Genomic DNA, 20,614 nt, shown 5'->3' with positions numbered 1-20,614 from the left:
AGCTCAAGGCCATGAGGCAGAAGGGGGTTCATGTGCAGGAACAACCGGCGAGGTTCGGATCCGAGCTGCGCCGCGCCCGCATAGCGGCCGGGCTCACTCTCACGGAACTCGCTGCGGCGGTCCACTACAGCAAGGGTCAGATCAGCAAGGTCGAGACCGGGAAGAAGCGGCCCAGCCCCGGACTGGCCAGGCTCTGTGACGCGGCTCTGCACACCGATGGCGCCCTGGCCTCGCTCGTCCCGACGACGCCGCGGGCGAAGAACGGCCCACCACCAGAAGAGACCAAGAAAGGGGCGATGCCGCCGAGCAGACGCCGTGTGATGGCCGCCGGTGCGGCCTCGCTCCTGGGCATCCCGGAGGCCTCCGCTCTCACCGAGCCGCCCGAGTCGCTGGGCTCGACTCTCCTGGAGATCTCCCACGCCCTGTTCGAGCAGTACCGCCGCCTCGGGCAGATGTCCCCCGCGAACGCCGTCCTGCCCGGCCTCGCCGAGCAGATGGACTCGCTCTGCGCACTCGCCGCCCGTACCGGCCCGCGCACCGCTCAGAAGTTACGGGGGCTCGCGGCCCGCTACGCGGAGTACGCCGGATGGATGGCGGAGGAGTCCGGTGACGACAGGGCCGCCTTGCGATGGACAGACCACGCCGTCGACCTGGCCGACACTGCCGGCGAGCACGATCTGGCCTCCTACGCACTGGTGCGCCGCGCCTTGATCACGTACTACCAGGGGAACTCGGCCGACACGATCGCCCTGGCGGCGGGCGCCCGCTCGCCGCGTCTCCCCCGCCGTATCCGCGGGCTCGCCGCGCAGCGCGAGGCGCAGGGCCATGCCCTCGCGGGCGACTACGACTCCGCCATGCGCGCTCTGGACTCGGCGCGTGACCTCCTCGCCTCGGCCGCGAGCGACACCGGCACCCCGGCCCTGGGGACCACGCATCTCGGAAACCCCGCAGACATGATCACCGGATGGTGCCTGGTGGACCTCGGCAGGCCGCGGGAGGCAGCCGAGCACCTGGACCGCGAATGCGCCCGCATCCCCGGACACGCCCTGCGTACCCAGGCGAGGTACGGAGTGCGGCGCGCCCTCGCGCATGCCGCCGCAGGGGAGCTCGACCACGCCTGTGAGCTGACCGGCCGATTGCTGCGGACCACGGACTGCGTGGGCTCGGCGACCATCGCCGCCGACCTGCGCCGACTGGAACGGACCCTGGCCCGCCATCCACGCCGCCCCGCCTTCCTGGCCATTTCCCCACGCCTCACCGCAGCGCTCACGCCACTCAACGGCTGAGCGAAAGCCGCGCCCCACCCACCCGGAGAGAAAGGTCGTTCCGCCATGCCCGATGTCTTCGTCAACTACCGCACAGGAGACGGCGACCAGACCGCCACGACCCTGCGCAACGAGCTCACCGCCCGGTTCGGCAAGGACCGCATCTTCCGCGCCAGCCAGTCCATCCGGCCCGGCGAGTTCTTCGACGAGGAGCTGATGCGCGGGGTCCGCCGCAGCGACGTCCTCCTGGCCGTCATCGGTCCCGGCTGGATCGACCACCCCGCCCTGCACCGTGCGGACGACTGGGTGCGCAAGGAGATCCTGGAAGCGTTCCGCTGCGGCATACCCGTGGTTCCGATTCTGGCCGGGCGGCGCACCGAACGCCCCACGAGGAGCCAACTCCCCAAGCCCCTGGCCCGCCTCGCCGACTGCCAGACACTGCGCTACGACAACCAGAACGACGCGTACGACATCCAGCGGATCGGCGACGCGCTCGCCGACCTGATCCCGGAACTGGCGATGGCCGAGGAAGCCTCGGCGAAGAGCCCTTCTCCGAACGCGCCGCAGAACAACGTGGACACCGTGCATGGCGGCACCGTCGTCCAGGCCGGCACCGTGCACGGCGACGCGGGCACTGTCATCAGGGGATCGCAGGGGCCCGTCAACACAGGCTCCGGCAACCTCTACAACAACTCGGCGCACGTCACCGACAACGGCTCGATCTCGGCCTTCGTCGCGTGCGACAACCACGGCGGCATCCGGCAGGACTTCGGTGCGGCACGCCGACGGGACAAGGACGACGAACGGTGAGCGGCGACTCCCGTACGGAGTTCTCCGGCCCGGCCGGGGTCGTCAACAGCGGATCCGGGAACACATACGTCTCCTTCACCGCGGACAACCTCCTGAAGACCCCTCCCACGGCACGCCGACGGGTGGCCGAGAGCCAACTGCGCCATCTTCAGAGGCAGTTCGCCCGACCTCCGCACATCAACTCCGCGTACGACGTCCTGGAGTCCCGCAGCATCCTCTTCCTCGACGGAGCGCCGGGCAGCGGACGGAGTTCCGCCGCCCGTGTCCTGCTGCGCGAACTTCCCCACTCGACAGGGACCTACCACGAACTCACCACCGAGTCGGACGAAGGGAAGGGGCCGCCGCGCCTGTCTCCGGACAACATCGGCGAGCGGGACCGGATGCTCCTCGACCTCTCCGCCGCCGACGAGAGTCTCTGGAACACCGTCCAGGCGCAGCTGTGGGACTTCTACCACGCGGTGCAGAAGAAACAGGCCCACCTGGCCGTGGTTCTCCCGGCCCGGCAGCAGGGCCAACTGGCCCCCGAGTTCCTCGCGTTCCGCAAGAAGATCGAGCGGCCCGACGGCATGGATGTGATCGTCCGCCATCTCCGCTGCGGCGGCCTCGACACCAGGATCTGCGACCCGCCTCCCCCGGTCCTCCTCTCCTTCGTCGAGAAGGAACCACCGATGCGGGAGCTCGCGCTGCTGGCGGACCGGATCCTGACCGTGCGTACGGCGGAGCACGCGCGAGGCACCTTCGACGCGTGGTGCGCGCAGGCCGTCGCGGCGCAGACCGACCGTGGCCCCGAAGTCGCCTCGCTCGTCCCTCACTTGCGCAAGGGCCCGCAGCGCGCCCTGCTCCTGGCGTCGGCACTGCTCCACGGCGCGCGGTCCGAAGCCGTGCACGAGGCCACGGCGGCCTTGCTCTCAGCGGTCAAAGCCCCCGTGGAGGTCCGTCCCCTCCTGGAGCACCCGGGCCTCGACGAACGCCTGGAGAAGATAGACGCCGCCGCGGACAAGAACTCCCGTGTCACCTTCGACAGGCTCGGCTTCGCGCATGCCGTGCGCCGGCACTTCTGGACCACCAGGCCGGACCTCAGGACCCCCTTGCGCACCTGGGTCGCCGCTGTGCTCTCTCGGCCCGAACTCGCCGACACCGACCGGGACAATCTGGTCCGGCGCTTCACCGATCTGTGTCTGTCGACCCATGACACAGAGGAGTTGATCGCCCTCGTCAAGAGCTGGACCCACGACTCGGCGCGAAAAGACCAGCTGCGAGCCGCGGCACAACTCCTCGAGCGGAGCGTCCCCAGCGAAGCGTGCGGCGGAGAGCTGAGGCACCAGCTCTACGAGTGGTCCACACGGCAACTGTCCGACAGCCTGCGCCACGTACTCGCCGAAGTCTGCGAGAAGGTCATGTCGGTCCGCCACCCCGAAGCCGCTCTGGTCCGCCTGCACCACATGGCCCGTCACGAGCGCCCGCCAGGAGTCGTCCGCGAAGCCCTCCTGCGCTACGTCACCAACGACCCCGAGGACCTGCGGCTCCACCGGCGGTTGCTGTACCGCCTCACTGTCGCGTCGTCCGACAGCCACCGGCGGCCGGACGCCGACTTGTTCCTCGACCTCACCGCCCCGACCAGGCTCCCCAAGCCTTTCCTTCGCTCATCGAACACGCGGAGCTGGCTCACGACGGGATGGGCCTCCGTCTTCGACCGTGCCGAGCGGCAGCGCTGGAGCGCCTGCGCCGACGCCTGGATCTCCGCCGCCGATGCCACCAAGGACCGTGCGATCGCGGACAAGCTCCTCGACGTCCTGGTGGGCGCCGCCGGATCTCGGTACGCCATCCTCAACCGCCTCTACGCATCGGCCCGGACGCACGCTCATCCCGATCTCTCCGCGCTCCTCCTACGGAAGATCAGCGCGGCGCAGGCCACGCATCTGTCACAGGACCCGACCATGTCCCGCCAGCAGGAGGCAGCCCCCTCATGAGCACCGGCCAGAAGACCGTCTCGATCTTCCTCACCCTCATCGGCGCACTGCTCGTCCTGATCCTCGGCCTCTGTCTCGACTGGCCCCTCTGGGTGTGGCCCACGGCCGCGGCCGTCCTGGCGGCCGCTCTCGCCGTGGCGGCCTCGGCCGCGACGCGGGCCCGCAGGCGAGACCCGTTCCCACCCGGCACGGTGCCCGACCAGCCCATCGCTCCGGTCGAGCGCCGCGAGGTGTACGTGGACCGGATCTCCCTGCCCAGCCAGTTGGCGGACTACGACTTCCTGTTCTCGGCGACGATCCGCTGGTGCCCGGCCGACTCCTCGGCCGATGTCTCGCACATCAACGCGGGCGCGCTGGCGATGGACGCCGTCATCGAGCGCGCCCGAGCCGTGACGTCGTGCCGCAAGCCCTTCAGAAGCTCCCTCGTCCAGCACGAACTCAGCGGCGCGCTGGGAATCATGGAAACGGACCCCGGGGGCCACATCCGCGCCATGGCCCTGGATGTCGCCCTCGTGCTCCCGGAAGAGGACCAGCAGCGGCTGGAGCGGCTTGCGGCCATCCGCAAGAACGAGGACCTCTGGGAACACGAGCGCAACTACGAGCGCAACAAGCGCGAGTACCTGGGCGGCGACGTCCTGCGCGACACCGGCAGCGCGGTGGTGTGGTGGCTCGCGAAGAACGACGACCACGTGGAGAAGGCAGTCAACGACATCGGCCTGCTGGCCCGTCTCACGTCCGCCGCCAACAACGAAGAGGTCGCCGAACCGTTCCGCCATCTCATACCGGAGTCGTTCCCGCCGATCACGCCCCTGGAGACCGAGCCTCCCACGTTCGGGAACTTCGGCGGGTTCGATGAACCCACCGCACGCGAGGGAACCACCGAGCCGAGCGCGGCGGAAACGTTCGCAGACTTCGTACGACGACTGGGGCGCACGCCTGGGGACGAGGAGTGCCTGCTGCTCGCCGAGCAGGTGGCCATGAACATCGAGGACTGGGACGGGGAGACGGCCGACGAGATACGTCGCCGCTTCGCCGCGCGGACGGCCGCCGCGGGGATGGCGTCCCCCCAATGGATCGGAACCGGCACCGCCCGCTCCCGAATCCTGACCGCCCCGCCCTGCCCCTCAACAGACTGGGGCCCGGCCCTCCCGAAGGAGAGCCGGGCCCCGAGGCCTGGAACAGGAAGGCTTACAGCCCCGCGGCCTTCCGCAGCGCCTCCACCCGGTCCGTCCGCTCCCACGTGAAGTCCGGCAGCGCCCGGCCGAAGTGGCCGTACGCGGCGGTCTGGGAGTAGATCGGGCGGAGCAGGTCGAGGTCGCGGATGATCGCGGCGGGGCGCAGGTCGAAGACCTCGCTGATCGCCGTCTCGATCTTGTCCGTGTCGACCGTGGCCGTACCGAAGGTCTCGACGAACAGACCCACCGGCTCGGCCTTGCCGATCGCGTACGCGACCTGGACCTCGCAGCGGGCCGCGAGACCGGCCGCCACGACGTTCTTGGCCACCCAGCGCATCGCGTACGCCGCGGAACGGTCCACCTTCGACGGGTCCTTGCCCGAGAAGGCGCCGCCGCCGTGGCGGGCCATGCCGCCGTACGTGTCGATGATGATCTTGCGGCCGGTGAGGCCGGCGTCGCCCATCGGGCCGCCGATCTCGAAGCGTCCGGTCGGGTTGACCAGCAGGCGGTAGCCCTCGGTCTCCAGCTTGATGCCGTCCTCGAGGAGGGCCTTCAGCTCGGGCTCGACGACGAACTCGCGGATGTCGGGGGCCAGGAGCGAGTCCAGGTCGATGTCCGACGCGTGCTGCGAGGAGACCACGACCGTGTCGAGGCGGACGGCCTTGTCGCCGTCGTACTCGATGGTGACCTGGGTCTTGCCGTCGGGGCGCAGGTAGGGGATCGTCCCGTTCTTGCGCACCTCGGAGAGGCGGCGCGAGAGGCGGTGCGCGAGGTGGATCGGGAGCGGCATCAGCTCCGGGGTCTCGTCGCAGGCGTAGCCGAACATCAGGCCCTGGTCACCCGCGCCCTGCTTGTCGAGCTCGTCCTCGTCGCCCTCGACGCGCTTCTCGTACGCCGTGTCGACGCCCTGCGCGATGTCGGGGGACTGCGAGCCGATGGACACCGAGACGCCACAGGAGGCGCCGTCGAAGCCCTTCTTCGAGGAGTCGTAACCGATCTCGAGGATCTTCTCGCGCACGAGCTGCGCGATCGGCGCGTACGCCTTCGTCGTGACCTCGCCGGCCACGTGGACGAGGCCGGTGGTGATCAACGTCTCCACGGCGACCCGAGAGGTCGGGTCCTCCCGCAGAAGCGCGTCGAGAATGGTGTCGCTGATCTGGTCAGCGATCTTGTCGGGGTGACCCTCGGTCACAGACTCCGAGGTAAAGAGGCGCCGGGACACATCGCTCCCTGTGGTTGCAGCGGCTGCTGGCTGATCATTGATGGACGATCCGAGAGCTGCGCTCGGCGTCGTCCTGGACCAGTTTATCGGTCACACTCGTCCGCCGGACCACATGTCTCGCCACTTGGGAGCCCTGTGACCTGCGGCACTGCATTGTGCGGTACGACGATCACTCTCCACCAGAGGGCCTCGCGCCCGATTTTCCCGGTTTTGAGGCGCCCGGTGGGGCGAAGATGACATTGAGCCCCGGCCGCACGGACCCCGTCAAGGGAATCGGCGAAATGCGGCCAATTTCCGCCAAGAGGCGAAAGTGCCGGAGGCGGAGCCGAAGGAGAACCGAAAACGAACCGGAAGAGAAGCTGCCGTGCGGTGCGTCCACATAGTGAGAACCGCACGCGTACCACCACAGCTCGCACAGCACGCACAGCGGGCGCAGCCCGCTCGCACGGTTCGCACAGCAGGCGCAGCCCGCACCACACGCAGATCCGGTGAAGCCCCCGGCCGACTTCAACGCCTCAGGACAGCCTCTCCGCCACCAAGTCCCAGACCGTGTCCGCCAGCGCTTCCTTGGGCCCGTACGGCACCGCCGTCTCGCTCCCGTCCGCGCCGAGCACGACCGCCTCGTTCTCCTCGGAACCGAACGTCTTGCGCTCGCCGACCTCGTTGACGACCAGCAGGTCACAGCCCTTGCGTTCGAGCTTGGCCCGGCCGTTGGCGAGGACGTCGTCCGTCTCGGCGGCGAAGCCCACGACCACCTGGCCGGGGCGCGGCCTGTCCCCCGCGATCTCGGCGAGGATGTCGGGGTTGCGGACCAGGGCGATCGGCGCCGGCTCCCGGCCGTCCTTCTTCTTGATCTTGCCTGCCGCGTACGTCTCGGGACGAAAATCGGCCACCGCCGCCGCCATCACCACGGCGTCGGCGCCCGCCGCGGCCTTCAGGACGGCCTCACGCAGCTGCACGGCGGTGCCGACCGGCACGACGTCCACGCCCGCCGGGTCGGGCAGCGTCGCGTTCGCCGCCACGAGCGTGACGCGGGCGCCGCGGGCGGCCGCGCTGCGGGCGAGCGCGTAGCCCTGCTTGCCCGAGGAGCGGTTGCCGAGGAACCGGACCGGGTCGAGGGGCTCACGGGTACCGCCCGCGCTCACCACGACGTGCCGCCCCGCGAGGTCCTGCGCCAGGTCGCCGCGCGCCAGGACACGGCGTACGACCTCGAAGAGCTCCACGGGGTCCGGGAAGCGGCCCTTGCCGGTGTCGACCCCGGTGAGGCGGCCGACCGCGGGCTCGACGACCAGGGCGCCGCGGCGGCGCAGCGTGGCGACGTTCTCCTGGGTGGCCGGGTGCTCCCACATCTCCGTGTGCATGGCCGGGGCGAAGACCACCGGACAGCGCGCCGTCAGGAGCGTGTTCGTGAGCAGGTCGTCGGCCAGTCCGTGGGCCGCCTTGGCGAGCATGTCGGCGGTGGCGGGGGCGACGATCACGAGGTCGGCGTGCTGCCCGATGCGGACGTGCGGCACCTCGTGGACGTCGGACCAGACCTCGGTCGAGACGGGGTTGCCGGAGAGCGCGGACCAGGTCGCGGCGCCGACGAAGTGCAGCGCCGACTCGGTCGGCACGACGCGCACGTCGTGCCCCGACTCGGTGAGCCGCCGCAGCAGCTCGCACGCCTTGTAGGCGGCGATGCCACCGCTGACCCCCAGAACGACCTTGGGCTTCTCCACCGTCCATGCCTCCCCGCACTCGGATCTCCGCACTCGGAGACGTACGACTCCATGACACACCACAGGCCCGGCAGTCGCTCTGCCGGGCCTGTGGTGAAAGAAAAATGCCTACAAGCAACGCCTACTGGGCGGGGCCCTCGATGGCCTCGGACGTCAGCAGGCCCGCGTTGATCTCGCGGAGCGCGATCGACAGCGGCTTCTCGTGCACGTGCGTGTCCACCAGGGGACCGACGTACTCGAGGAGGCCCTCACCGAGCTGCGAGTAGTACGCGTTGATCTGGCGCGCGCGCTTGGCGGCGTAGATCACGAGGCTGTACTTCGAGTCGGTGGCTTCGAGCAGCTCATCAATCGGCGGGTTGATGATGCCCTCGGGCGCGGTGATGGAAGAGGACACTCTCTGCCTTCCGATGGGGGCCGGGACCGGGGTCCCGACTGGGGTAAAGATCAAAGAACCTTCATCAAGGCTAGCAGCTCACGCGCCACGTCCTCGACGGAGGTGTTGACCAGGGTCGTGTCGAACTCGGCCTCGGCGGCGAGCTCCACCTTGGCGGCGGCGAGCCTGCGCTCGATCACCTCGGGAGCCTCGGTTCCCCGGCCGGTGAGCCGGCGGACCAGCTCCTCCCAGCTCGGCGGCGCGAGGAAGACCAGCTGCGCCTCGGGCATCGACTCGCGCACCAGGCGCGCGCCCTGCAGATCGATCTCCAGGAGGACGGGCTCGCCCGCCTCCAGACGCTCGAGCACGGCGCGACGCGGGGTGCCGTAGCGGTTGCCCGCGAACTCGGCCCACTCCAGGAGCTCGCCGTTGGCGATCAGCTTGTCCATCTCCTCGTCGGAGACGAAGAAGTACTGGACACCGTGCTTCTCACCGGGCCGCGGCTTGCGGGTGGTGGCCGATACCGAGAGCCAGACCTCGGGGTGTTCCTTGCGCATATGAGCGACGACCGTGCTCTTGCCGACCCCGGAGGGGCCGGAGAGCACGGTCAGCCGCGGACGTTCACTCATGCAGCGATTATCCAGGTTCTCAGGAGTGCCTGAGAACATCAGCCGGCGGCACCACCGAACTCGCGCTCGAGCGACGCGATCTGGTTGGAGCCGAGACCGCGCACGCGGCGGCTCTCGGAGATGCCAAGACGCTCCATGATCTGCTTGGCGCGGACCTTGCCCACGCCCGGCAGGGACTCCAGGAGGGCGGAGACCTTCATCTTGCCGATGACATCGTTCTCCTGACCCTGCTTGATGACCTCGTGGAGGGAGGCGCCGGAGTGCTTGAGTCGATTCTTGACCTCGGCCCGCTCCCGGCGAGCCGCGGCGGCCTTTTCGAGCGCGGCTGCGCGCTGTTCAGGGGTAAGGGGCGGAAGAGCCACGCCTACGTCACCTCGGATGTCGAACTGTCGGATACGGACCGGTGAGGAACCTAGTCGCCCCACACCTGGGGAGCAACGTGCAACGCGCTTGCCCGTTGGCTCTCGTCGGAGACTAGCGGGCATGGCCGCTGGAGTCAGCGAGAACAGACGAAAAGTCCTGGTCAGCCTCTGCCGAGCCGTACATATCGGGCAATTCGCCCCGGATTTGTGCCGACGGCGGCTCGGCGACCCGTCAACGGAACGTATGCGCAGGGTCCGTTGCCCCGCTCAGGCCGCCTCGACCGCCGCCCTGATCTCGTCCGCGAAGCGCGCCGCGGACTCGCGCAGGCCCGCGACGTCGGGTCCGTGCCGCAGCACACCCCGGCTGACGCTCGGCACCACACTGCGCACGGCCGCGCCGAAGACGCCCGGCAGATCCGCCGGGGTCGCCCCCTGCGCACCGATCCCGGGCGCGAGCAGCGGACCGTTGACACCGGCGAGGTCGTACGAGGACAGGTCGCCCAGCGTCGCCCCGACGACGGCGCCGAAGGACCCCAGGGGCTCCTGACCGGCGTTCTCCGCGGCGAGGTGCCCCAGGACGGTGGCCGCGACCGTACGGCCGTCCTCGCGCACCGCGTGCTGCACCTCGGCGCCCTCGGGGTTGGAGGTGAGGGCGAGCACGAAGAGACCGGCGCCGTTCTCGCGCGCGAGGTCGACCGCCGGCTTGAGGGAGCCGAAGCCGAGGAAGGGCGAGACCGTGAGCGCGTCGCTGAACAGCGGGGAGTCCTTGTGCAGGAAGGTCTCGGCGTACGCGGCCATGGTCGAGCCGATGTCGCCGCGCTTGGCGTCCATCACGACCAGGGCGCCGGCCGCCCGCAGCTCCTGGACCGCCTTCTCCAGTACGGCGATGCCGCGCGACCCGAAGCGCTCGAAGAAGGCGCTCTGCGGCTTGAACACGGCCACGGTCCCGGCCAGCGCCTCGACGACCGTGCGCGTGAACCGCTCCAGACCCGCGATGTCGTCGTTCAGGCCCCACGCGGACAGCAGCGAGGCGTGCGGGTCGATGCCGACGCACAGGGGGCCGCGCTCGTCCATGGCGTGGCGCAGGCGCGTGCCGAAGGGCTCCAGGGGGCTCATGCGGTGACCTCGGGCTTCCTCACATCGGCGCCGACGGCGTCGGCGAGGGTGGCGTAGGGGCTCGTGCTAAGGCGTGCGGCGAGGCCCTTGTGGATCGCGCGGCCCCAGAAGGGACCTTCGTAGATGAAGGCGCTGTACCCCTGGACCAGGGTGGCGCCCGCGAGGATGCGCTGCCAGGCGTCCTCGGCGGTCTCGATGCCGCCGACGCCCACGAGCGTGATCCGGTCGCCCACGCGCGCGTAGAGGCGGCGCAGGACCTCCAGGGAGCGCTCCTTGAGCGGCGCTCCCGACAGCCCGCCGGTCTCTCCGTAGAGAGAGGGTTCGGACGTCAGACCGAGACCCTCGCGCGCGATGGTGGTGTTCGTGGCGATGATGCCGTCCAGGCCGAGCTCGACGGCGAGGTCGGCGACCGCGTCGATGTCCTCGTCGGCCAGGTCCGGCGCGATCTTGACGAGCAGCGGGACGCGACGACCCTCGACGCTGCGGTCGGCGGCCTCGCGCACGGCAGCGAGGAGCGGCCGCAGCGACTCGGTGGCCTGGAGGTTGCGCAGGCCGGGGGTGTTCGGGGACGAGACGTTGCACACCAGGTAGTCGGCGTGGCGGGCGAGCCGCTCGGTCGACTTCACGTAGTCGGCGGCGGCCTCCTCCTCGGGCACCACCTTGGTCTTGCCGATGTTCACGCCCACGACCGTCCTGAAGACGGGCGTCCGCGCGGCCAGGCGCTCGGCCACGGCCGCCGAGCCCTCGTTGTTGAAGCCCATGCGGTTGATCAGCGCGCGGTCCGGCACGAGGCGGAAGAGCCGCTTCTTGGGGTTGCCGGGCTGCGGCTCCCCCGTGACCGTGCCGATCTCGATGTGGTCGAAGCCGAGCATCGACATGCCATCGATCGCGACGGCGTTCTTGTCGAAGCCCGCGGCGAGCCCGAAGGGCCCGTGCATCCGCAGCCCGAAGGCCTCGGTGCGCAGCTCCTTGAAGCGGGGCGCGAGGACGGCCGCGACGAACGTGCGCAGCACGGGCACGCGGGCCGCGAGGCGGATCCAGCGGAAGGCCATGTGGTGGGCCTGCTCGGGGTCCATGCGCTTGAAGACGAGGTTGAAGAAGAGCTTGTACATGAGAGGTGTCCTCACCAGAAGGGGGACACCGTGTCTTCGGTGTCCCCCTTGTGGGTTGCTAGTCGCGAGCCGCGGTCAGGTGTTCCGCGTGTTCCTGGAGTGACCGGACGCCCACGCCTCCGTGGTTGAGCGCGTCGATGCCCTGGACGGCGGCGGCGAGCGCCTGGACCGTCGTCAGGCACGGCACGGAGCGCGCCACGGCGGCCGTACGGATCTCGTAGCCGTCGAGGCGGCCACCGGTGCCGTACGGGGTGTTGACGATGAGGTCGACGCCGCCGTCGTGGATGAGCTGGACGATGGTCTTCTCGCCGTTGGGGCCCTCGCCCTCGGACTGCTTGCGCACGACCGTGGCGTTGATGCCGTTGCGCTTGAGCACCTCGGCCGTGCCGGACGTGGCGAGCAACTCGAAGCCGTGCGCGACCAGTTCGCGCGCCGGGAAGATCATCGAGCGCTTGTCGCGGTTGGCCACCGAGATGAAGGCGCGGCCCTTGGTCGGCAGCGGACCGTACGCGCCCGCCTGCGACTTGGCGTACGCGGTGCCGAACACCGAGTCGATGCCCATGACTTCGCCGGTGGAGCGCATCTCCGGGCCGAGGACGGTGTCGACGCCGCGCCCGTGGATGTCGCGGAAGCGCGACCACGGCATGACGGCTTCCTTGACGGAGATCGGCGCGTCCATCGGCAGCGTGCCGCCGTCACCGGTCGCCGGCAGCATGCCCTCGGCGCGCAGCTCGGCGATGGTGGCGCCCAGCGAGATGCGCGCGGCGGCCTTGGCCAGCGGCACCGCGGTCGCCTTCGAGGTGAAGGGGACGGTGCGAGAGGCACGCGGGTTGGCCTCGAGGACGTAGAGGATGTCCCCGGCCATCGCGAACTGGATGTTGATGAGTCCGCGCACGCCGACGCCCTTGGCGATGCCCTCCGTGGAGGCGCGCAGGCGCTTGATGTCGAAGCCGCCGAGCGTGATCGGGGGCAGGGCGCACGCCGAGTCGCCGGAGTGGATGCCGGCCTCCTCGATGTGCTCCATGACGCCGCCGAGGTAGAGCTCCTCGCCGTCGTACAGCGCGTCGACGTCGATCTCGATCGCGTCGTCCAGGAAGCGGTCGACGAGGACCGGCCGCGAGGGGCTGATCTCGGTCGACTCCTCGATGTACGCGGAGAGGCGGGTCTCGTCGTACACGATCTCCATGCCGCGCCCGCCGAGCACGTACGAGGGGCGGACGAGGACCGGGTAGCCGATCTCGTCGGCGATGGCCTTTGCCTCGGCGAACGTCGTGGCGGTGCCGTGCTTGGGCGCGGGGAGGCCCGCCTCGTCGAGCACGCGGCCGAAGGCGCCGCGGTCCTCGGCGGCGTGGATGGCCTCGGGCGAGGTGCCCACGATCGGCACGCCGTTGTCCTTGAGCGCCTGCGAGAGACCCAGCGGGGTCTGGCCGCCGAGCTGCACGACGACGCCCGCGATCGGGCCCGCGAGGGACTCGGCGTGGACGATCTCGAGGACGTCCTCGAGCGTCAGCGGCTCGAAGTACAGGCGGTCGGAGGTGTCGTAGTCCGTGGAGACGGTCTCCGGGTTGCAGTTGACCATCACGGTCTCGAAGCCCGCGTCGCTGAGCGCGAAGGAGGCGTGGACGCAGGAGTAGTCGAACTCGATGCCCTGGCCGATGCGGTTCGGACCGGAGCCCAGGATGATCACCGCGGGCTTCTCGCGCCGCGCGACCTCGCTCTCCTCGTCGTACGCGGAGTAGAAGTACGGGGTCTTCGCGGCGAACTCGGCGGCGCAGGTGTCGACCGTCTTGTAGACCGGGCGGACGCCAAGGGAGTGCCGCACCTCACGGACGACGTCCTCGCGCAGGCCGCGGATCTCGGCGATCTGGGCGTCGGAGAAGCCGTGCCGCTTGGCCTCGGCGAGCAGGGCGGCGTCCAGGCGCTCGGCGGCGGCAAGTTCGTCCGCGACCTCCTTGATCAGGAAGAGCTGGTCGACGAACCACGGGTCGATCTTGGTGGCGTCGAAGACCTCGGCGGGGGTCGCGCCCGCGCGGATCGCCTGCATGACGGTGTTGACGCGGCCGTCGGTCGGGCGGACGGCCTCTTCGAGGAGCTCGGCCTTGTCGCCGGGCTCGCCCACGAACGTGAACTGCGAGCCCTTCTTCTCCAGCGAGCGCAGCGCCTTCTGCAGCGCCTCGGGGAAGTTGCGGCCGATGGCCATGGCCTCGCCGACGGACTTCATGGTGGTCGTCAGGGTCGAGTCCGCCGACGGGAACTTCTCGAAGGCGAAGCGCGGGGCCTTGACCACCACGTAGTCGAGGGTCGGCTCGAAGGACGCCGGCGTCTTCTCGGTGATGTCGTTGGGGATCTCATCCAGCGTGTAGCCGACGGCCAGCTTGGCGGCGATCTTCGCGATCGGGAAGCCCGTGGCCTTCGACGCGAGCGCGGAGGACCGGGACACACGCGGGTTCATCTCGATGACGATGACGCGCCCGTCCACGGGGTTCACCGCGAACTGGATGTTGCAGCCGCCGGTGTCGACGCCGACCTCGCGGATGATCGCGATGCCGACGTCGCGCAGGATCTGGTACTCGCGGTCGGTCAGCGTCATCGCGGGCGCGACGGTGATCGAGTCGCCGGTGTGCACGCCCATCGGGTCGAAGTTCTCGATGGAGCAGACGACCACGACGTTGTCGTTCTTGTCGCGCATCAGCTCCAGCTCGTACTCCTTCCAGCCGAGGATGGACTCCTCCAGGAGCACCTCGGTGGTCGGCGAGAGCGTGAGGCCCTGTCCGGCGATGCGGCGCAGCTCGTCCTCGTCGTGCGCGAAGCCGGAGCCGGCGCCGCCCATCGTGAAGGAGGGACGCACGACGACGGGGTAGCCGCCGAGCTCCTCGACGCCCTTGAGGACGTCGTCCATGGAGTGGCAGATGTACGAGCGGGCGGACTCGCCGTGGCCGATCTTCTTGCGGACCTCTTCGACGACGTCCTTGAAGAGGTCGCGGTCCTCGCCCTTGTTGATCGCCTCGACGTTGGCGCCGATGAGCTCGACGCCGTACTTCTCCAGGACGCCCTGCTCGTGCATGGAGATCGCCGTGTTGAGGGCCGTCTGGCCGCCCAGCGTCGGAAGCAGCGCGTCGGGGCGCTCCTTGGCGATGATCTTCTCGACGAACTCCGGGGTGATCGGCTCGACGTACGTCGCGTCGGCGATCTCCGGGTCGGTCATGATCGTCGCCGGGTTGGAGTTGACGAGGATGACGCGCAGGCCCTCGGACTTGAGGACGCGGCACGCCTGGGTGCCGGAGTAGTCGAACTCCGCTGCCTGGCCGATGACGATCGGGCCGGAGCCGATGACCAGGACGGACTGGATATCGGTGCGCTTAGGCACGCTGGCCCTCCATCAGGGATACGAAGCGGTCGAAGAGGTACGCGGCGTCGTGCGGGCCTGCGGCCGCTTCGGGGTGGTACTGGACGCTGAACGCGGGCTGGTCGAGGAGCTGGAGCCCCTCCACCACCTGGTCGTTGAGGCAGACGTGGGAGACCTCGGCGCGACCGAAGGGCGTCTCGCTGACCTTGTCGAGCGGCGCGTCCACGGCGAAGCCGTGGTTGTGCGCGGTGACCTCGACCTTGCCGGTGGTGCGGTCCTGCACCGGCTGGTTGATGCCGCGGTGGCCGTACTTCAGCTTGTACGTGCCAAAGCCCAGGGCACGGCCGAGGATCTGGTTGCCGAAGCAGATGCCGAACAGCGGCGTCTTGCGCGCGAGGACCGCGGTCATGAGCGCGACCGGTCCTTCGGCGGTGGCCGGGTCGCCCGGACCGTTGGAGAAGAAGACACCGTCGGGCGAGACCGCGTACACGTCCTCCTCGGTCGCCGTCGCCGGGAGCACATGCACCTCGATGCCGCGCTCCGCCATGCGGTGCGGGGTCATGCCCTTGATGCCGAGGTCGATCGCGGCGACGGTGAACTTCTTCTCACCGATCGCCGGGACGACGTAGGCCGCCTTGGTGGCGACCTCCTCGTACAGGCTCGCGCCCTTCATCTGCGGCTGTGCCTGGACGCGGGCGACCAGCTCGGCGTCCTTGGGCAGCTCGGCGCCCGAGAAGATGCCGGAGCGCATGGAGCCGCGCTCGCGCAGGTGGCGGGTGAGGGCGCGGGTGTCGATGCCGGAGATGCCGACGACGCCCTGCTTGACCAGCTCGTCGTCGAGCGAGCGCGTGGCGCGCCAGTTGGAGGGGATGCGGGAGGGGTCGCGGACCACGTATCCGGAGACCCAGATCCTGCTGGACTCGTCGTCCTCGTCGTTCCAGCCCGTGTTGCCGACCTGCGGGGCGGTGGCGACCACGATCTGGCGGTCGTACGAGGGGTCGGTCAGGGTCTCCTGGTAGCCGGTCATGCCGGTGGAGAACACCGCTTCGCCGAAGGTCTCCCCCACGGCCCCGTAGGCACGCCCGCGGAAGATGCGGCCGTCCTCCAGGACGAGTACGGCGGGAAGCACCCTCGTCCTCTCCGAGGGGCGCCCCTGATTGGAGGTCGTCATCGTGCGGTGCCTTCCGTCGTGCTGGTCGTGTTGATCATGTCGTTGATGGCCTCGGCCCACTCGGCCTGCTCGGCCGCGTGGTCGGAGCGGAAGCCGGAGTCGATCAGCTTCTCGCCGTGCTCCCAGGTGACGATCAGGAGACCGCCCTCCGCGAGGACCTTGCCCGCGATGCCCTTGTCGAGGCGGGCCTCGCGCAGCCGGTCGGCCGGGATGAAGAAGTCGGTGGCCCCGGGACGTACGACGTCCAGGCCCGCGTCGGTGAGCGTCAGCTCGACGCGGCTGCGGGTGCCCAGGCCGTGCGCCACGATGCGGTCGAGCCACTGCCCGGCCGAGGTGGAGCCGTGGTACCGGCCGCTCAGCTCAAGTCTCGCCGGGCCCGGGTCATCCGGCGCGGTGGGCAGCTCGGGCAGGTCGCCCTGGAGCGTGCCGCGCCACTTCCAGCCCTCGCGCATCAGCCAGTAGACGAGCGCGATGAAGAGGAGCAGTCCGACGACCCAGCCGATGCGTGCGGCCCAGTCGGTCACGTCCGCCGATTCCTTCTCGGCGGCCAGATGCAGAAGTGATGTCACGCGAGCTTCCCGTCGACGAGCGTGGCCCGACCCCGGAGCCACGTGTGCGTGACGCGGCCCGGCAGCTCACGGCCCTCGTAGGGAGTGTTGCGGCTGCGCGAGGCGAAGCCCGCGGGGTCCACTTCCCCACGGTAATCGGCATCGACCAGAACCAGGTTGGCGGGCTCACCTGCCGAGACGGGACGTCCGTGGCCGGTCGCCCGCCCGATCTCGGCGGGCTTGAAGGACATCCGGTCGGCGACGGCTTCCCAGGTCAGCAGGCCCGTCTCGACCATCGTCGCCTGGACGACGGAGAGCGCGGTCTCCAGGCCGACCATGCCCATGGCGGCCGCGGCCCACTCGCAGTCCTTGTCCTCGTGCGGGTGCGGGGCGTGGTCGGTGGCGACGATGTCGATCGTGCCGTCGGCCAGCGCCTCGCGCAGCGCCATGACGTCGCGCTCGGTGCGCAGCGGCGGGTTGACCTTGTAGACCGGGTTGTACGTACGCACCATCTCGTCGGTCAGGAGCAGGTGGTGCGGGGTGACCTCGGCGGTGACGTCGATGCCGCGGGACTTGGCCCAGCGCACGATCTCCACGGACCCGGCGGTCGACAGGTGGCAGATGTGCACCCGCGAGCCGACGTGCTCGGCGAGGAGCACGTCACGCGCGATGATCGACTCCTCGGCGACGGCGGGCCAGCCGCCGAGGCCCAGCTCGGCGGAGACGACGCCCTCGTTCATCTGGGCGCCCTCGGTGAGCCGCGGCTCCTGCGCGTGCTGGGCGACGACGCCGCCGAAGGCCTTCACGTACTCCAGGGCGCGGCGCATGATCACGGCGTCGTCGACGCACTTGCCGTCGTCGGAGAAGACGGTGACGCCGGCGGCGGACTCGTGCATGGCGCCGAGCTCGGCGAGCTTCTTGCCCTCAAGGCCCACGGTGACGGCGCCGATGGGCTGCACGTCGCAGTAGCCGGACTCCTTGCCGAGGCGGTAGACCTGCTCGACGACGCCGGCGGTGTCGGCGACGGGGAAGGTGTTGGCCATGGCGAACACGGCGGTGTAGCCGCCGGAGGCGGCCGCGCGGGTGCCGGTCAGGACGGTCTCGGAGTCCTCGCGGCCCGGCTCGCGCAGGTGGGTGTGCAGGTCGACGAGGCCCGGCAGGAGAACCTTGCCCTCGGCCTCGACGACCTCGGCGCCCTCGGCGGAGAGCCCGGCGCCGACCGCCTCGATGGTCTCGCCGTCGATCAGGACGTCCTGCGCCTCGCCGCCGAGCACCTTCGCACCACGGATCAGGATCTTGCTCATGTTGGTTACTTCTCCTCGGAACCGGTGGGGCGGGTGTGGGTGACGGCGGGCTCGTTGCCGCCCAGAAGCAGGTAGAGGACGGCCATCCGGATGGACACGCCGTTGGCGACCTGTTCGACGACCGTGCAGCGGTCGGAGTCGGCGACCTCGGCGGTGATCTCCATGCCGCGGACCATCGGCCCGGGGTGCATCACGATGGCGTGCTCGGGCATCTTCGCCATGCGCTCGCCGTCCAGGCCGTAACGCCGCGAGTACTCGCGCTCGGTGGGGAAGAACGCGGCGTTCATCCGCTCGCGCTGCACCCGCAGCATCATCACGGCGTCGGACTTCGCAAGGACGCGGTCCAGGTCGTACGAGATCTCGCAGGGCCACTGCTCGACGCCGACCGGCACCAGCGTGGGCGGGGCGACCAGGGTGACGTCGGCGCCGAGGGTGTGCAGCAGGTCGACGTTCGAGCGGGCGACGCGGCTGTGCAGGACGTCGCCGACGATGGTGATGCGCTTGCCCGCGAGGTCCTGGCCGAGCCCGGCATCGGGCCCGACGAGACGGCGGCGCATGGTGAAGGCGTCGAGCAGGGCCTGGGTGGGGTGCTGGTGGGTGCCGTCGCCGGCGTTGATGACGGCGGCGTCGATCCAGCCCGAGGTCGCGAGGCGATAGGGCGCGCCGGAGGCGCCGTGCCGGATGACGACGGCGTCGACGCCCATCGCCTCCAGGGTCTGGGCGGTGTCCTTGAGGGACTCTCCCTTGGAGACGGAAGAGCCCTTGGCCGCGAAGTTGATGACGTCGGCGGAGAGGCGCTTCTCGGCGGCCTCGAAGGAGATCCTGGTCCGCGTCGAGTCCTCGAAGAAGAGGTTGACCACGGTGCGGCCGCGCAGCGCGGGCAGCTTCTTGATCGGCCGGTCGGCGACCCGCGCCATCTCCTCGGCCGTGTCGAGGATGAGGACGGCGTCGTCGCGGGAGAGGTCGGCGGCCGAGATGAGGTGTCGCATCATCTGGGTGTACTCCGGTGTGTGGAGGTCTTGCGGGCACGCGAGCGCACAGGGGTGTGCCCCGGGCCCGTGAGGGAGGAAGCCGGTCCTACGCGGAGGCGGGCTTGGCGCCGAGCAGCACGGCGTCGCGGCCGTCCTCCTCGGCGAGCTGCACCTTGACCGTCTCCCGCAGCGACGTGGGGAGGTTCTTGCCGACGTAGTCGGCGCGGATGGGCAGTTCGCGGTGGCCGCGGTCGACGAGGACGGCGAGCTGGACCGCGCGCGGGCGGCCGATGTCGTTCAGCGCGTCGAGGGCGGCACGGATGGTGCGGCCGGAGAAGAGCACGTCGTCGACGAGGACGACCAGGCGGCCGTCGATGCCGTCACCGGGGATCTCGGTGCGGGCCAGCGCGCGCGGCGGGTGCATGCGCAGGTCGTCGCGGTACATGGTGATGTCGAGGGAGCCGACCGGGATCTTGCGGCCGGTGATCTCTTCGAGCTTGTCGGCGAGCCGGCGGCCGAGGAAGACGCCGCGGGTGGGAATGCCGAGCAGTACCACGTCGTCGGCGCCCTTGGCGCGCTCGACGATCTCGTGGGCGATGCGGGTCAACACCCGCGCGATGTCCGGGCCTTCGAGTACGGGGCGCGCGACACCGGGGTCATTCGTGTCCATATGAAACGGACCTCCTTCTCCGCCTCACGGGACGGACTTTAAAGGACGTCGAAATTGCGCCATCCACACTACCAGCACTGATGACGGGGCACGTCATCACCCTCCACCGAAGGGGCGGTACGGACCATTCGGCTTGACGGAGGCAAGTAACGCTGCGTAACCTCACAGTGAGTTACCAGCCACGCGGCGGAGCCGCATGATTGTCGCAGCGTCCGGGGAGCTATATGTCCAGCGAATACGCCAAGCAGCTCGGGGCCAAGCTCCGCGCGATCCGTACCCAGCAGGGCCTTTCCCTCCACGGCGTCGAGGAGAAGTCCCAGGGACGCTGGAAGGCGGTCGTCGTGGGGTCGTACGAGCGCGGCGACCGTGCCGTGACCGTGCAGCGCCTCGCCGAGCTGGCGGACTTCTACGGCGTCCCGGTGCAGGAGCTCCTTCCTGGTACGGCTCCGGGTGGCGCCGCCGAGCCGCCGCCGAAGCTCGTCCTCGACCTGGAGCGCCTTGCCCACGTCCCGCAGGAGAAGGCGGGCCCTCTGCAGCGCTATGCGGCCACGATCCAGTCGCAGCGCGGTGACTACAACGGCAAGGTGCTCTCGATCCGCCAGGACGACCTGCGCACCCTCGCCGTCATTTACGACCAGTCCCCCTCGGTGCTGACCGAGCAGCTGATCAGCTGGGGCGTCCTCGACGCGGACGCGCGCCGCGCCGTCGCCCACGAAGAGGTCTGAGCCCACCGCCGAAGACTTCAGCAGAAACGTGCCGCCGGGGTGGGGGGCGGCCCGGGGCGCGGGCCCCCCCCCCGGGTTTTGGGACTTGGACGGGGATTTGGGCCCCCCCGGGGTAGTGACACCCCCT

The 20,614-nt window shown here is 70.0% G+C and carries 18 protein-coding genes; 5 read left to right on the top strand and 13 right to left on the bottom strand.

The window, feature by feature from the left end; translation table 11 throughout:
* Positions 1–32 precede the first annotated feature (32 nt).
* Genes AB0B50_RS09385 through AB0B50_RS09370 form a run of 4 tightly spaced genes read left to right on the top strand, consistent with a single transcriptional unit; the run spans position 33 to position 5,289 of the window.
* On the top strand, positions 33–1,286 hold the full coding sequence (locus AB0B50_RS09385; RefSeq protein ID WP_362328002.1) for a helix-turn-helix transcriptional regulator: 1,254 nt from the start codon (positions 33–35) through the stop codon (positions 1,284–1,286).
* Between the two features lie 45 nt (positions 1,287–1,331).
* Positions 1,332–2,075, top strand: coding sequence for a toll/interleukin-1 receptor domain-containing protein (locus AB0B50_RS09380; RefSeq protein ID WP_362328000.1), 744 nt, complete (start codon positions 1,332–1,334; stop codon positions 2,073–2,075).
* Positions 2,072–4,045 (top strand): hypothetical protein, encoded by a 1,974-nt coding sequence (locus AB0B50_RS09375; RefSeq protein ID WP_362327998.1) that lies wholly within the window; start codon positions 2,072–2,074, stop codon positions 4,043–4,045. Before AB0B50_RS09380 ends, AB0B50_RS09375 begins: the two co-directional genes overlap by 4 nt.
* A complete protein-coding gene (locus AB0B50_RS09370) occupies positions 4,042–5,289 on the top strand; it encodes a hypothetical protein (protein ID WP_362327996.1) in 1,248 nt (415 codons plus the stop codon). Before AB0B50_RS09375 ends, AB0B50_RS09370 begins: the two co-directional genes overlap by 4 nt.
* Here the strand turns inward: AB0B50_RS09370 and metK are convergent.
* The 13 genes from metK to pyrR form a co-directional block, all read right to left on the bottom strand.
* The gene (gene metK, locus AB0B50_RS09365; protein ID WP_362327994.1) at positions 5,234–6,442 is read right to left on the bottom strand and encodes a methionine adenosyltransferase; all 1,209 of its coding nucleotides are present in this window, start codon (positions 6,440–6,442) and stop codon (positions 5,234–5,236) included. The genes AB0B50_RS09370 and metK overlap by 56 nt on opposite strands.
* 515 nt (positions 6,443–6,957) lie before the next feature.
* Positions 6,958–8,160 (bottom strand): bifunctional phosphopantothenoylcysteine decarboxylase/phosphopantothenate--cysteine ligase CoaBC, encoded by a 1,203-nt coding sequence (coaBC, locus tag AB0B50_RS09360; protein ID WP_362327992.1) that lies wholly within the window; start codon positions 8,158–8,160, stop codon positions 6,958–6,960.
* Positions 8,161–8,281: 121 nt separating this feature from the next.
* Positions 8,282–8,554 (bottom strand): DNA-directed RNA polymerase subunit omega, encoded by a 273-nt coding sequence (rpoZ, locus tag AB0B50_RS09355; protein WP_005319902.1) that lies wholly within the window; start codon positions 8,552–8,554, stop codon positions 8,282–8,284.
* Positions 8,555–8,604: 50 nt separating this feature from the next.
* Positions 8,605–9,162, bottom strand: coding sequence for a guanylate kinase (gmk, locus tag AB0B50_RS09350; RefSeq protein ID WP_362327990.1), 558 nt, complete (start codon positions 9,160–9,162; stop codon positions 8,605–8,607).
* Positions 9,163–9,200: 38 nt separating this feature from the next.
* Positions 9,201–9,524, bottom strand: coding sequence for an integration host factor (locus AB0B50_RS09345; protein ID WP_009713618.1), 324 nt, complete (start codon positions 9,522–9,524; stop codon positions 9,201–9,203).
* 267 nt (positions 9,525–9,791) lie between these two features.
* Complete coding sequence (gene pyrF, locus AB0B50_RS09340; RefSeq protein WP_362327988.1) at positions 9,792–10,640, bottom strand: orotidine-5'-phosphate decarboxylase; 849 nt, start codon at positions 10,638–10,640, stop codon at positions 9,792–9,794.
* Complete coding sequence (locus AB0B50_RS09335; RefSeq protein WP_362327986.1) at positions 10,637–11,752, bottom strand: quinone-dependent dihydroorotate dehydrogenase; 1,116 nt, start codon at positions 11,750–11,752, stop codon at positions 10,637–10,639. The genes pyrF and AB0B50_RS09335 overlap by 4 nt, the downstream gene beginning before the upstream one ends.
* A gap of 58 nt (positions 11,753–11,810) precedes the next feature.
* The gene (carB, locus tag AB0B50_RS09330; protein ID WP_362327984.1) at positions 11,811–15,119 is read right to left on the bottom strand and encodes a carbamoyl-phosphate synthase large subunit; all 3,309 of its coding nucleotides are present in this window, start codon (positions 15,117–15,119) and stop codon (positions 11,811–11,813) included.
* Complete coding sequence (carA, locus tag AB0B50_RS09325; RefSeq protein WP_362327982.1) at positions 15,112–16,269, bottom strand: glutamine-hydrolyzing carbamoyl-phosphate synthase small subunit; 1,158 nt, start codon at positions 16,267–16,269, stop codon at positions 15,112–15,114. Before carA ends, carB begins: the two co-directional genes overlap by 8 nt.
* Positions 16,266–16,838 (bottom strand): hypothetical protein, encoded by a 573-nt coding sequence (locus AB0B50_RS09320; RefSeq protein WP_362327980.1) that lies wholly within the window; start codon positions 16,836–16,838, stop codon positions 16,266–16,268. The genes carA and AB0B50_RS09320 overlap by 4 nt, the downstream gene beginning before the upstream one ends.
* Positions 16,835–18,121: a dihydroorotase gene (locus tag AB0B50_RS09315; protein WP_362327978.1), complete on the bottom strand. Its 1,287-nt coding sequence runs from the start codon at positions 18,119–18,121 to the stop codon at positions 16,835–16,837. Before AB0B50_RS09315 ends, AB0B50_RS09320 begins: the two co-directional genes overlap by 4 nt.
* A gap of 5 nt (positions 18,122–18,126) precedes the next feature.
* Positions 18,127–19,113, bottom strand: a complete 987-nt coding sequence (locus tag AB0B50_RS09310) for an aspartate carbamoyltransferase catalytic subunit (protein ID WP_362327976.1) — start codon at positions 19,111–19,113, stop codon at positions 18,127–18,129.
* A gap of 85 nt (positions 19,114–19,198) precedes the next feature.
* A complete protein-coding gene (pyrR, locus tag AB0B50_RS09305; protein WP_362327974.1) occupies positions 19,199–19,762 on the bottom strand; it encodes a bifunctional pyr operon transcriptional regulator/uracil phosphoribosyltransferase PyrR in 564 nt (187 codons plus the stop codon).
* 224 nt (positions 19,763–19,986) lie between these two features.
* Here pyrR and bldD point away from each other — a divergent pair, with 224 nt between their 5' ends.
* The gene (gene bldD, locus AB0B50_RS09300) at positions 19,987–20,487 is read left to right on the top strand and encodes a transcriptional regulator BldD (RefSeq protein ID WP_030787240.1); all 501 of its coding nucleotides are present in this window, start codon (positions 19,987–19,989) and stop codon (positions 20,485–20,487) included.
* Positions 20,488–20,614: the final 127 nt, after the last annotated feature.

Source organism: Streptomyces sp. NPDC041068, assembly GCF_040647455.1.
GTDB lineage: Bacteria > Actinomycetota > Actinomycetes > Streptomycetales > Streptomycetaceae > Streptomyces.
The sequence above is the reverse complement of the archived record's forward strand: the minus strand, read 5'-3'. Positions and strand labels throughout refer to the sequence as shown.

Excerpts from the sequence above, each read along its gene's own strand:
- AB0B50_RS09380 (WP_362328000.1), top strand. The coding sequence starts at position 1,332 with ATGCCCGATGTCTTCGTCAACTACCGCACAGGAGACGGCGACCAGACC.
- AB0B50_RS09370 (WP_362327996.1), top strand. The coding sequence starts at position 4,042 with ATGAGCACCGGCCAGAAGACCGTCTCGATCTTCCTCACCCTCATCGGC.
- gmk (WP_362327990.1), bottom strand. The coding sequence starts at position 9,162 with ATGAGTGAACGTCCGCGGCTGACCGTGCTCTCCGGCCCCTCCGGGGTC.
- pyrF (WP_362327988.1), bottom strand. The coding sequence starts at position 10,640 with ATGAGCCCCCTGGAGCCCTTCGGCACGCGCCTGCGCCACGCCATGGAC.
- AB0B50_RS09335 (WP_362327986.1), bottom strand. The coding sequence starts at position 11,752 with ATGTACAAGCTCTTCTTCAACCTCGTCTTCAAGCGCATGGACCCCGAG.
- carA (WP_362327982.1), bottom strand. The coding sequence starts at position 16,269 with ATGACGACCTCCAATCAGGGGCGCCCCTCGGAGAGGACGAGGGTGCTT.
- AB0B50_RS09315 (WP_362327978.1), bottom strand. The coding sequence starts at position 18,121 with ATGAGCAAGATCCTGATCCGTGGTGCGAAGGTGCTCGGCGGCGAGGCG.
- AB0B50_RS09310 (WP_362327976.1), bottom strand. The coding sequence starts at position 19,113 with ATGATGCGACACCTCATCTCGGCCGCCGACCTCTCCCGCGACGACGCC.
- pyrR (WP_362327974.1), bottom strand. The coding sequence starts at position 19,762 with ATGGACACGAATGACCCCGGTGTCGCGCGCCCCGTACTCGAAGGCCCG.
- bldD (WP_030787240.1), top strand. The coding sequence starts at position 19,987 with ATGTCCAGCGAATACGCCAAGCAGCTCGGGGCCAAGCTCCGCGCGATC.